The organism is Pseudorhodoferax aquiterrae (genome assembly GCF_014652235.1).
Lineage (GTDB): Bacteria > Pseudomonadota > Gammaproteobacteria > Burkholderiales > Burkholderiaceae_C > Pseudorhodoferax > Pseudorhodoferax aquiterrae.
Window position 1 is genome coordinate 34,877 of the sequence record NZ_BMYK01000021.1, and the last position, 11,944, is coordinate 46,820.

Here is an 11,944-nt window from a genome sequence, read left to right on the forward strand (position 1 = left end):
CTCACTGCGACAGCAGCACCTGGGCGATGATGCCGGTCGCGATGGCGATCAGCACGTATTCGGCGCCCACCTGCACCCAGTGGTAGCCGCGCGGCGGCCGCTGCAGGCGGTGGCCACGCCAGTCGTCGACCACGTAGTAGCGGGTGCGGTAGGCGGGCGGCAGGCGGTCGCCCTTCTTCCAGTGGCCCGGAGGGCCGCCGTAGGCATGGCCGGGCGGGCCGCCGTGCGGATGGCGCGAAGGCTTGCCATGGTGGCGGTCGTCATGGCGGCCGGGGCCCCGCCGGTCGTCGCGGTCGCCGCGGCGCCCCCTGTCGTCCCGGTCACCGTCGCGGTCGCGGTCGCGCGGCTGGGCGAGCGCACCGACGGACGGCACACCCAGGGCCATGGCCAGCAGGGCTGTGGTGAAGGTCGAGCGTTTCATCTGGAGTCCTTTCGAGACCCGGTCTGTCGTGCCGGGCTGGGAACGAGCTTAGGCTGGAAATGTAAAGCTGCGGTGGCGCAATGCAGGGCTTGTGCAAAGCCGCGTGTCAGCTCGGCAATGCCGCCAGCGCGGGTCCAATGGGCAATTCGACCTTGAGCGCCAGCAGCGCGTCGGCGCGCGTGCGGCCCAGGTTCAGTGCCGCGATGGGTTTGTGCTGTTCGGCCGCGGCCAGCGCGAAGCGGTAGCCCGAAAACACCATCAGCGAGGAGCCGACCACCAGCAATGCGTCGGCACGTTGCAGCGCGGCCATGGCCTGCGCGACGCGTTCGCGCGGCACGGACTCGCCGAAGAACACCACGTCGGGCTTGAGCATGCCGCCGCAGCGGCTGCAGGGCGGCACCTGGAAGCGCGAGAAATCCGCGTGCTCCAGGTCGGCATCGCCATCCGGCGCGGCACCGGCCGACAGGCCGGCGAAGGCTGGATTGCGCGCCACCAGTTCCTGCTGCAGCAACGCACGCGGCGAGCGCGTGCCGCAGGCCAGGCAGACCACTGTGTCGATGCGCCCGTGCAGGTCGACCACGTGCCGGCTGCCGGCCGCCTCGTGCAGGCCGTCCACGTTCTGCGTGAGCAGCAGCTCCACCCGTCCCGCGGCCTCCAGCCGTGCCAGCGCGACGTGCGCGGCACCGGGTCGCGCATGGGCCATGGTGCGCCAGCCGAGCAGGCTGCGCGCCCAGTAGCGTCGGCGCGTGGTCTCGTCGCCTGTGAAGGCCTGGTAGGTCACGGGCTGCGGCCTTTTCCAGTCGCCGTTGGCGTCGCGGTAGTCCGGAATGCCGGACTCCGTGCTGACGCCGGCGCCCGTCAGCACCATGAGCCGCGGGTGGCGGCGCACGAAGTCGGCCAAGGCCGTCTGCGGGTCCATCTCAGGAGAGGTCTGCGGTGATGTCCTCGACATAGGCGTGCAAGGCTTCGAGGATCTCGATGGCGCGTTCGTCGGCGTCCTGGCCATGCCGGTCCAACTCCTCCAGCAACTGGTCCACATTGCGCACGCCGCCCTCGCCTTCGATCAGGCGCGCGGCGCGGTGCTGCAGCCAGCGCTCCTGCTCGTCCTCGGACAGCGTGTCGGGGAAGTTGCGTGCGCGGTAGCGGAACAGCAGCTCCTCCAACCGGCCGTCGTCGAAGCTGTTGCGGGCCGTGGCCAGCTGCTGGGGCGACTGCTGGCGCAGCTGGTTCAGGCGGCGCCGGTCGGCCGGGCCGATGAAGCCGCCGTACAGGTCTTCGTCCACGTCGGGCGTGGCCTGCGGTTCGCGGCGCAGCAGGCCGTCCCACAGCGCCGACAGATCGGGCAGCGCAGCGGCATGGGCAGCGTTCTGCAGCTGGGCCGTGAGGTCCAGGCCCCAGCGTGCGGCCATGGCCGGCGCCAGTGTCTTGAGGTTGCCGACCACCATGGGCGACTTGTTCAGGTGCACGCTCTTGAGCGGCAGGCGCGTCACGTCGGGCGGCAGCTCGGCCGCCCGCGTGTACAGGCGCAGGCGGGCATCCTCCACCGTGAGGCCGTCGAGCTGGCGCGGGTCGTGCGCGAGGTCCCAGGCCAGCAGCTCGTTCTTGTTGGTGGGATGCATGGCCAGCGGCCACATCAGCGCGAGGCAGCCGCGCTCGGTGCCGAACATGCCCGAGACATGCAGGAAGGGCCGGGCCGTCTGCGGCGAGGTCGGCAGGCCCAGCTCGCTGGCCACGCGGTCCTTCTTGTGCAGGGCCAGCGCGAACTCGAACAGCTTGGGCTGGGCCTGGCGGATCAGCCGCGCCAGCGCGATGGTGGCGCGCACGTCGGACAGCGCATCGTGCGCGGCCTCGTGCGCGAGGCCGTTGGCCGCGCTCAGGTGCTCGAGCTTGAAGCTGGGGCCGCCGCCCTCCTCGGCGCTGCGCTGCGGCCACTGGATGCCGTCCGGCCGCAGCGCGTGCGTGAGCCGCACCACGTCCAGCAGGTCCCAGCGGCCGCAGCCGTTCTGCCACTCGCGCGCATAGGGGTCGATCAGGTTGCGCCAGAACAAAAAGCGCGTGACCTCGTCGTCGAAGCGGATGGTGTTGTAGCCCACGCCGATGGTGCCGGGCTGGCTGAAGGCGGCCTCGATGCGCGCGGCGAACTCTGCCTCCGGCAGGCCGCGCTCCAGGCACAGCTGCGGCGTGATGCCGGTGATGAGGCAGGACGCCGGGTCGGGCAGGTAGTCCGGCGCCGGCTGGCAGTACAGCATGATGGGCTCGCCGATCTCGTTGAGCTCGGCATCGGTGCGGATCGCGGCGAACTGTGCCGGGCGGTCGCGCCGCGGCACCACGCCGAAGGTCTCGTAGTCGTGCCACAAAAAGGTACGGGGCACTTTGGAACCTTCGTCCTGTCGGGCGGCGGTGCGAGCGCCTTCGGGCGGCCGGGCGGCGCTCATAGCCGCCCCAGGGCCTTGTCCACGCCCTTGTTGGCCAGCGCGTCGGCGCGCTCGTTGCCGGGGTTGCCGGCATGGCCGCGCACCCAGCGCCAGTCGATCTTGTGGCCGCCGTTGGTCACCAGCGCGTCCAGCTTCTGCCAGAGTTCCACGTTCTTGACGGGCTGCTTGGTCGAGGTGATCCAGCCGCGCGCCTTCCACCCCTTCATCCATTCGGTGATGCCCTTGCGCACGTACTCGCTGTCCAGGTAGAGCGTGACCTCACAGGGCTTCTTCAAGGCCGCCAGCGCCTCGATCACGGCGGTCATTTCCATGCGGTTGTTGGTGGTGGCCAGCTCGCCACCGAACAACTCTTTCTCGAGCGTGCCCGACTTCAGCACCACCCCCCAGCCGCCCGGGCCGGGGTTGCCCTTGCAGGCGCCATCGGTGTAGATCTCGACGTGGTTCAACGCAATCCTTTTTCTCTCTGGGAAACGGAAGGGGCCGGCGCTGCGTGCGCCGGCTCGTGGACGGGGCGCCGCGGGCGCCGGTTGGCCAGCGGCACGGGCGCGGTGCTGAGCTTGCGCGCGGCCTTCCAGTTGGCCTCGAGCAGACGCATGCCGCGCACGCGCTTGACGGCCGTGACGAAGTAGACCGCGCCCAGGATGGGCCAGCAGCGCTCGCCGAGCGCCTCCATCCAGCCGAAACGGCCCAGCGTGGCCTCGCTGTTCACGGCCGGCCGGTAGCAGCCGAAGCGGCTGGACTCGACCTCGAAGGACAGCAGGCGCAGCCAGTCGCGCAGCCGCAGGTAGCCGATGAAGTCGCCGTCGGCCGGCAGGTACAGCTGGCCCAGACCCAGCTTGCGGTACAGCCGCGCGCGGCGCTGGCGCAAGCCCCACAGGCTGGCGCTGTTGAAGCCGCAGACGATGGCCTGGCCCTCGGGCACGAGCACGCGCTCGACCTCGCGCAGCGTGGCGTGCGGGTCGGGGCTCAGCTCCAGCGCATGCGGCAGCAGCACCAGGTCCAGGCTGTTGGATTCGAACGGCAGGGCAGAGAAGTCGCACGCCAGCGCGGCGCTTCCCGGCGCGCCGGGAAGCGGTGGCTCGGCGGCAGCGAGCCAGCGGTTCTGGATGCGGCAGGTGCGCAGGCCATCGATTTCGCCGGCGCCCAATTGCAACGCGTGGTAACCGAAGACGTCGGTCACCACCCGGTCGAAGGCGGCCTGCTCCCAGGCCAGCAGATAGCGGCCGGGCGGGGTCTGGAACCAATCGTGCAAACCTATAATTTGACCGCTCATGGAACTCATTGCGCTGCCCGCTTTCGCCGACAACTACGTGTGGATGCTGCACGACGGACAGGCGGCGCTGGTGGTCGATCCGGGCGATGCCGCGCCGGTCTTCGAGGCCCTGCAGCGCCACGGTTTGCAACTGCGCTCGATTCTAGTCACGCACCACCATGCCGATCATGTCGGCGGCGCGGCCGCGCTGCGCGAGGCCACCGGTGCCCGGGTCTTCGGTCCGTCGCGCGAGCGCATCCCCGAACCGCTCACGCGCCTGGCCGGCGGCGACCGCCTGCCGGTGGACGCCAGCACGCTGGGCCTGGCCTTCGAGGTCATCGACGTGCCCGGCCACACGGCCGGCCACATCGCCTACTGGTGCCCGGCCATCGACGACGCCGATGGCAGCCCCGTGCTGTTCTGCGGCGACACGCTGTTCTCGGGCGGCTGCGGGCGCCTGTTCGAAGGCACGCCCGCGCAGATGCTCGACTCGCTCGACCGGCTGGCCGCCCTGCCCGGCAACACGCGCGTGTGCTGCGCCCACGAGTACACGCTGTCCAACCTGAAATTCGCGCGCGCCGTGGAACCTGGCAGCGCCGATCTGCTCCACTACAGCGCGCAGTGCGAACAACAACGCGCGCTGAACCAGCCGACGCTGCCTTCGCGCATCGCGCTGGAGCGGCGCATCAATCCCTTCCTGCGCGTACGCGAACCCCTGGTGGCCCAAGCCGCCCGCGGCTTCGACGCCGGTGCGCAGGATGCGGTCGGCGTGCTGGCCGCGCTGCGGCAGTGGAAAAACGAATTCAAATGAATGTTCTGATGAAGTATCTCGGCGTGGCGGTGCTGCTCTGGCTGACCGGCTGCGCCAGCATCGACCAGCCCAACTCTCCGATCTCCGCCAATGCGCCGCAGCCCCCCGCCACCGTGCAGGTGGACGGCGCTGCGATTGCCGCGGGCCCTGGCCAGGCCATCATCCCCACGGGCCCGCTGAGTCCGATCGCTGCCTCCGAACTGCGCTCGGGCACCGTCACGCTGCAGCTGCCGCCGGCCGACCTGTGGGAGCGCATCCGCCGCGGCTTCGCTATGCCCGACCTGGACAGCGACCTCGTGCGCGACCGCGAGCAGTGGTACGCCACGCGGCCGGACTACATGCAGCGCATGACCGAGCGGTCGTCCAAGTACCTGTTCCACATCGTCGAGGAACTCGAGGTGCGCGGCATGCCGACGGAGCTCGCGCTGCTGCCCTATATCGAGAGCGCCTTCAACCCGCAGGCCGTGTCGGTGGCCAAGGCCGCCGGCATGTGGCAGTTCATGCCGGCCACCGGCACCTACTTCGAGCTCAAGCAGAACATCTTCCGCGACGACCGGCGCGACGTGCTGGCCTCCACGCGCGCGGCGCTGGACTACCTGCAAAAGCTCTACGGCATGTTCGGCGACTGGCACCTGGCCCTGGCCGCCTACAACTGGGGCGAAGGCAGCGTGAGCCGCGCGATCCAGCGCAACCAGCGCGCCGGCCTGCCGACGGGCTACATGGACCTGTCCATGCCCAACGAGACGCGCTACTACGTGCCCAAGCTGCAGGCCGTCAAGAACATCGTGGCCCGGCCCGAGCGCTTCAGCACCGAGCTGCCCTTGATCGAGAACCACCCCTACTTCCAGATGGTGGACCTGGCGCACGACATCGACGTGGCGCTGGCCGCGCAACTGGCCGACGTCTCGCCCGAGGACTTCCGCGCGCTGAACCCGGCCATGAACAAGCAGGTGATCCTGGCCGCGGCCACGCCGCAGATCCTGCTGCCTTGGGACAACGCGCTGGTCTTCAAGCGCAACCTCGACGCGCGCGGCAAGGGCCAGCACGCCAGCTGGGGCGCCTGGGCCGTGCCCAGCACCATGACGGTGGCCGCCGCCGCCGAGCGCGTGGGCATGAGCGAGGCCGAGCTGCGCAGCGTGAACAACATCCCGCCGCGCATGCTGATCAAGGCCGGCTCGGTGCTGGTGGTGCCGCGCTCGGGCAAGATGGGCGACGTGGCCAGCCACCTGGCCGACAACGCATCGCTGCAGCTTGCGCCCGAGATCATGACGCGCAGGACCGTGGTCAAGGCCGCGCGCAAGGACACCGTCGCCAACCTCGCGCGGCGCTACCACGTCACCGCGGCGCAGGTCGCCGACTGGAACGACATCTCCGCGACGGCCGCGCTGCGCGCCGGCCAGGCCGTCACGCTGTTCCTGCCGGTGCGCGCCAGCGTGGCGCGCAAGTCCGTCGTGGCGAAGCGGCCCGCCACACGGCAGGTGGCGCCATCGGCCAGGCAGCCGGTGGCCAAGAAGCGCGCCGCGCGCTGAGAACGTGATCAGGCGGTTTCCTCGGCCAGCTCCAGCCGGGCGGCACGCCGCAGCGACACTGCGTCGACCTCGGCCAGCGACTGCTCGCCGCGCACCAGCCGGAACAAGCGCATCGAGTCGCTGACGCCCTGCGCACGGCCCTGCAGCGACTGCGCCGCGGCCGCGAGCTGCTCGACCAGGGCCGCGTTCTGCTGCGTGATGCCGTCGATCTGGTTCACGCCCTCGTTGATCTGCGCGATGCCCTGCTGCTGCTCGCGTGCGGCGGTGCTGATCTCGTCCAGCGTCGTGCGCACCTTGGCCACCGAATCCAGGGCCTGCTGCATGCGCTCGCGCGCTTCGGCCGTGCGGCTCGCGCCCTGCTCCACGCGTGCAGCCGATTCGACGATGAGCTCGCGGATCTCGCGCGCCGCACCCGAACTGCGCTGCGCCAGCGCACGCACCTCGGACGCCACCACCGCGAAACCGCGCCCGCTCTCGCCGGCGCGGGCCGCCTCCACCGCGGCGTTCAGCGCCAGGATGTTGGTCTGGAAGGCCACGCCCTCGATCAGTTGCACGATCTCGCCGATCTGCTTGGACGACTGGGTGATGCGCTCCATGGTGTCGGCCGCGGCCAGCACCGCGGCATTGCTGCGCTCGGTGACCTCCGAGGTGGCGTGGGCAAGCTCGGCGCCGCGCGCGGCCGAGCTCGCGCTCTGCTGCACGGTGCCGTTGATCTCGTCCATCGAGGCCGCCGTCTGCTGCAGGCTGCTGGCCTGCGATTCGGTGCGGGCCGACAGGTCGTGGTTGCCGGCGGCGATCTCGCCCACTGCGTCGCCGAGCTGTCGCACCTCCGCGCGCACGTCGGACACCACCGTGCGCAGGTTGACCGACATCTGCATCAAGGCGCGCTGCAGGCGGCCGACGGCGCCCGTGGCATCCGTCGCCACGCGATGCGACAGATCGCCCGAGGCCAGCCGGTTGGCATCCACCACCAGGCCCTTGAGCGGGGCCAGCATGAGCTGGCGCACGCCCCAGACCGCGGCGGCCGTGGTCACGGCGGCCACGGCCAGCACCGCGGCATCCGGCAGTCCGGCCCAGCTGGCCAGCACGATGGCGGCCGACGCCGTCAGCTGCAGCGCCAGCAGCTTGCCGTTGGCTTGCGGCGTGAGGCCTTGCACGAGCCGGCCCCAGAGATCGCGGCGCCGCAGCTCCCCGCGCTGCAGCACATGGCGCAGCCGGCCGCTGGCGGCTTCCTCGCGCATGCTGGCGTACAGGCGCTCGGCTGCCTGCACATCCTCGCGCGCCGGATGGGTGCGCACCGACAGGAAGCCAGTGATGCGTTCGCCGTCCATCATGGGCGTGGCATTGGCCCGCACCCAGTAGTGGTCGCCGTTCTTGCGCCGGTTCTTGACCAGGGCGCTCCAGGGTTCGCCGGCCTGGATCGTGGCCCACATGTCGCGGAAGGCCTCGGCTGGCATGTCCGGATGCCGCACCAGGTTGTGCGGCTGGCCCAGCAATTCCTCGCGCGAAAACCCGCTGACCTCGATGAAGGCCGGGTTGCAGTAGGTGATGCGGCCCTTCAGGTCCGTGACCGAGACGAGCGTCTGGTCAGCGGGAAATTGGTATTCGTGCCCGCTGACAGGCTGGTTATTGCGCATACGGCCCCTACACGTTGGTCGGTGCGCACAGTCTAGTCACATAAACACACAAATAGAACGGAAATTTCGTTCGGCACGCGTGCGAATTGACGCAGGTCAATCTTCCGCAACATTTGTGCCGCACAGAAGTCCGGCACGCCCGGCGTCGGCCAGCGCGGCGACCCCGGCCAGCTGCATGGCCAGCCGCAGCTCGCCCAGCAGGATGGCGATGGCGCGGTGGGCGCCGGCCTCGCCACCGGCACAGGCGCCGAAGAGCGCGGCCCGGCCGACCGCCACGGCCTGGGCGCCCAGCAGGCGGGCCTTGAGCGCGTCCACACCGCGGCGCACGCCGGAATCGACGAGCAGCGGCACGCGCCCACCCAGCCGGCGCGCGATCGCCGCCAATGCGTCGGCCGAGGCCTGGGCGCCATCGAGCTGGCGGCCGCCGTGGTTGGAAACCCAGATGCCGTCCACCCCCAGCGCCGCGAGCCGCTCGGCATCGTCGGCATGCTCCACGCCCTTGACCAGCAGCCGGCCCGGCCAGCGGTCGCGCAAGGCGGCCAGGTCGTCCCAACCGTAGGAGGCGTCCAGGTTCTGGCCGACCTTGGCCGCGATCGTGAGGCCGGCGCTGTGGTCGCCCAGCAGGCCGCGCACGTTCTCGAACTCGGGCCGGCCGGCCCGCGCCATGCGCCAGGCCCAGCCCGGATGCGTAAGGCCTTCCCACAGGTGGCGCGGCGTCATGCGCAGCGGGATGGAGACGCCGTTGCGCAGGTCGCGCTCGCGCTTGCCGCCGGCCGGCAGGTCCACCGTGACGACCAGCGTGCCATAGCCCGCGGCCCAGGCGCGCTGCACCAGCGTGGCGTTGAAGGCGCGGTCACGCAGCACGTAGAGCTGGAACCACAGCCGGCCCTGCACCTCGGCGGCTATGCGCTCCAAGGCGGTGGTCGACATGGTCGACAGCGTGTAGGGGATGCCGTGGGCCGCAGCGGCCCTGGCGATGGCGATGTCGGCTCCGGGCCAGCCCAGCGCGCACGAGCCCATGGGCGCGACGACGAAGGGCGCGGCGGCCGGCGTGCCGACGATGTCGGTAGAAAGGTCGGGCGCCGAGACATCGACGAGCACGCGCGGCACGATGCGCACGCGCTCGAAGGCGGCGCGGTTGTCGGCCAGCGTGAGCTCGTCCTCGGCGCCGCCGTCGATGAACTCGAACACCGAGCGCGGCAGCTTGCGCTGCGCGATGGCGCGCAGGTCGGCGATGGACAGCGCGCGCTCCAGCGCGGCGGCCCTCACTTGCGACGCGAGGCCGCGGCCATGTAGTTGTCGAACGGGCCTTCGCAGAACTGCTGCCAGAGCACCTGCTCGTTGCGGAACTTGACCCAGTGCTCGAAGATTTTCTTGAACGCGGGGCTTTTGTCGGACAGCTCGGCGTACAAGGCCTCGGCCGCCTTGTAGCTCGCATCGAGCACCGGCCGCGGGAATGCGCGCAGCACCGCGCCGCCGGCCACCAGGCGCCCCATCGCGCGCGGGTTCTCCACGTCGTACTTGGCGGTGCACCACTGGTTGGCCTCGGCCGCCGCCGTGCGCAGCGCCGCCTGGTAGTGGGCCGGCAGCGCCGCCCAGGCCTTGGGGTTGATGAACAGGCCCAGCGTGGCCGATCCTTCCCACCAGCCCGGGTAGTAGTAGTACTTGGCCACCTTGTGCAGGCCCAGCTTCTCGTCGTCGTAGGGACCGACGAATTCCGCCGCATCCAGCGTGCCCTTCTCCAGCGCCACGTACAGGTCGCCCGCCGCCAGCTGCTGGGCGACGACGCCGAGCTTGGCCAGCACCATGCCGGCCAGGCCGCCGACGCGGAACTTCAGGCCCTTGAGGTCCTCGACGGTCTTGATCTCCTTGCGGTACCAGCCGGCCATCTGCGCGCCGGTGTTGCCGATCGGCATGGCCAGCACGCCCTGGCTGGCATAGAACTCGTCGAGCAGCGCCTGGCCCCCGCCTTCGTAGAGCCAGGCGTTCTGGCCGCGGGCGTTGAGGCCGAAGGGCAGCGCCGTGCCGAAGCCGTAGGCCGGGTCCTTGCCGATGTAGAAGTAGCTGGCCGAGTGACCGGCTTCGACCGAGCCGGACTGGGTCGCGTCCAGCACCTGCAGGGCCGGCACCAGCTCGCCGGCCGGGTGCAGCGAGATGTTGAAGCGCCCCTCGGTCAGCTCGCCGACGCGCTTGACGGCCATGTCCATGGCGCCGTAGATCGTGCCCAGCGAGCGTGGGTAGCTGGACGCCAGGCGCCAGCGCACCTGCGGGTTGCTGCCCTGGGCCAGCGCGGGCGCGGCCAGGCCGGCCGCGAGCGTGCCGGCGGCGGTGCCGCGGGCCAGGAATTTCCGGCGTTCCATCGTTCTTGTCTCCCTTGCGTTGGTCTGGTCAGTCGTGGCGGATGGCGACGGTCTTGAGCACCGTGAACGCGTACAGCGCCTCGAAGCCCTTCTCGCGCCCGTGGCCGCTGGCCTTGACGCCGCCGAACGGCAGCTCGATGCCGCCGCCCGCGCCGTAGTTGTTGATGAAGACCTGGCCCGCGCGCAGCTTGCGCGCCAGCCGCAGCTGGCGCCCGCCGTCGCGGCTCCAGACGCTGGCCACGAGGCCGTAGTCGGTGGCGTTGGCGATGCGCACGGCGTCGGCCTCGTCGTCGAAGGGCATGGCGGCCAGCACCGGGCCGAACACCTCCTCCTGCGCGAGCCGGTGCGTCACGGGCACGTCGCGCACCAGCGTGGGCGGCTGGTAGAAGCCGTCCCGCGGCGCGGTCGGGTCCACGCTGCCCTGCGCCACGATGGCCAGGCCATCGCGCCGCACCTCGTCCAGGAAGCCGGCCACGCGCTGCTGCTGGGTCTTGCGGATCAGCGGGCCGCAGTCCAGGTCCTGCTGCGCCGAGCCCACGCGCAGCGCCGCGAACATGGGCTGAAGGCGCGCCAGCACGGCCTCGTAGGCGCTGCGCTCGATCAGCAGCCGGCTGCCCGCGGAGCAGGTCTGGCCGGCGTTCTGCACGATGGCATTGACGATGACGGGCAGCGCGGCATCGAGGTCGGCATCGGCGAAGACGATCTGCGGGCTCTTGCCGCCCAGCTCCAGCGTGACCGGTGTGTGGTTCTCGCAGGCCGCACGCGTGACCACCTTGCCGATGTTGGGCGAGCCCGTGAACGAAACATGGTCGATGCCCGGATGCTTGACCAGCGCGTCGCCGGCCTCGTGGCCATAGCCCGTCACGATGTTGATGGCGCCGGGCGGGAAGCCCACCTCGGCCGCGAGCTCGGCCACGCGCAGCAGCGACAGGCAGGCGTCCTCGGCCGGCTTGACCACGCACGCGTTGCCGGCGGCCAGCGCGCCGCCCACGCTGCGGCCGAAGATCTGCAGCGGGTAGTTCCAGGGCACGATGTGGCCGGTCACGCCATGCGGCTCGCGCCAGGTCAGCACCGTGTAGCCGTTCTGGTAGGGAATGGTCTCGCCGTGCAGCTTGTCGCAGGCGCCGGCGTAGAACTCGAAGTAGCGCACGATGGCCAGCGCATCGGCGCGGGCCTGCTTCATGGGCTTGCCGGCATCGCGCGCCTCGGTCTGCGCCAGCTCATCGGTGTGCTGGGCCAGGTGCAGTGCGAGCTTGTGCATGAGGCGGCCGCGCTCGGCGGCTGTGAGACGACCCCAGTCACCTTCGTAGGCGGCGCGGGCGGCGGCCACGGCCATGTCGACATCGGCTGCGTTGCCGCGCGCGATCTCGTCGAAGACCTGGCCATCGGAGGGATCGACGACGGGAATGCTTTCGCCCGACGCGGGCGCGACACGGCGGTTGCCGATGAAATGCTGCTGCATGCTTGTCTCCTGGCCAATGGCGGCGGCGCGGATGTTA

General features: G+C 70.8%; 11 protein-coding genes. 2 read left to right on the plus strand and 9 right to left on the minus strand.

Features of this window, described 5'->3' with window-relative positions; translation table 11 throughout:
* Position 1 precedes the first annotated feature (1 nt).
* The 5 genes from IE209_RS24525 to IE209_RS24545 all read right to left on the minus strand — a co-directional run bounded on the left by IE209_RS24525 (position 2) and on the right by IE209_RS24545 (position 4,129).
* Positions 2-421, minus strand: a complete 420-nt coding sequence (locus IE209_RS24525) for an RcnB family protein (protein ID WP_189689516.1) — start codon at positions 419-421, stop codon at positions 2-4.
* A 106-nt stretch (positions 422-527) separates the two neighbouring features.
* Entirely contained in the window at positions 528-1,340 is an 813-nt protein-coding gene (locus IE209_RS24530) for an NAD-dependent protein deacetylase (RefSeq protein WP_189689517.1), read from the minus strand.
* 1 nt (position 1,341) lies between these two features.
* Positions 1,342-2,793, minus strand: a complete 1,452-nt coding sequence (gene sbcB / locus IE209_RS24535; protein WP_189689518.1) for an exodeoxyribonuclease I — start codon at positions 2,791-2,793, stop codon at positions 1,342-1,344.
* A gap of 59 nt (positions 2,794-2,852) precedes the next feature.
* Positions 2,853-3,302 (minus strand): ribonuclease HI, encoded by a 450-nt coding sequence (gene rnhA / locus IE209_RS24540; protein ID WP_145549468.1) that lies wholly within the window; start codon positions 3,300-3,302, stop codon positions 2,853-2,855.
* Entirely contained in the window at positions 3,299-4,129 is an 831-nt protein-coding gene (locus IE209_RS24545; RefSeq protein WP_189689572.1) for a class I SAM-dependent methyltransferase, read from the minus strand. The genes rnhA and IE209_RS24545 overlap by 4 nt, the downstream gene beginning before the upstream one ends.
* Here IE209_RS24545 and gloB point away from each other — a divergent pair.
* Entirely contained in the window at positions 4,128-4,919 is a 792-nt protein-coding gene (gloB, locus tag IE209_RS24550) for a hydroxyacylglutathione hydrolase (protein ID WP_189689519.1), read from the plus strand. The genes IE209_RS24545 and gloB overlap by 2 nt on opposite strands.
* Positions 4,920-4,927: 8 nt before the next feature.
* On the plus strand, positions 4,928-6,448 hold the full coding sequence (locus IE209_RS24555) for a transglycosylase SLT domain-containing protein (RefSeq protein ID WP_189689520.1): 1,521 nt from the start codon (positions 4,928-4,930) through the stop codon (positions 6,446-6,448).
* Positions 6,449-6,456: 8 nt separating this feature from the next.
* Here the strand turns inward: IE209_RS24555 and IE209_RS24560 are convergent, their stop codons facing one another.
* From IE209_RS24560 to IE209_RS24575, 4 genes are all read right to left on the minus strand, one after another.
* Positions 6,457-8,085 carry a methyl-accepting chemotaxis protein gene (locus IE209_RS24560; RefSeq protein ID WP_189689521.1) on the minus strand — a complete coding sequence of 543 codons (1,629 nt, stop codon included), beginning with the start codon at positions 8,083-8,085 and terminating at the stop codon, positions 6,457-6,459.
* Positions 8,086-8,181: 96 nt separating this feature from the next.
* Positions 8,182-9,354 (minus strand): alpha-hydroxy acid oxidase, encoded by a 1,173-nt coding sequence (locus IE209_RS24565; protein WP_189689522.1) that lies wholly within the window; start codon positions 9,352-9,354, stop codon positions 8,182-8,184.
* Positions 9,351-10,445, minus strand: coding sequence for a TRAP transporter substrate-binding protein (locus IE209_RS24570; RefSeq protein ID WP_189689523.1), 1,095 nt, complete (start codon positions 10,443-10,445; stop codon positions 9,351-9,353). Before IE209_RS24570 ends, IE209_RS24565 begins: the two co-directional genes overlap by 4 nt.
* A gap of 28 nt (positions 10,446-10,473) precedes the next feature.
* The gene (locus IE209_RS24575; protein WP_189689524.1) at positions 10,474-11,907 is read right to left on the minus strand and encodes an aldehyde dehydrogenase family protein; all 1,434 of its coding nucleotides are present in this window, start codon (positions 11,905-11,907) and stop codon (positions 10,474-10,476) included.
* Positions 11,908-11,944: the final 37 nt, after the last annotated feature.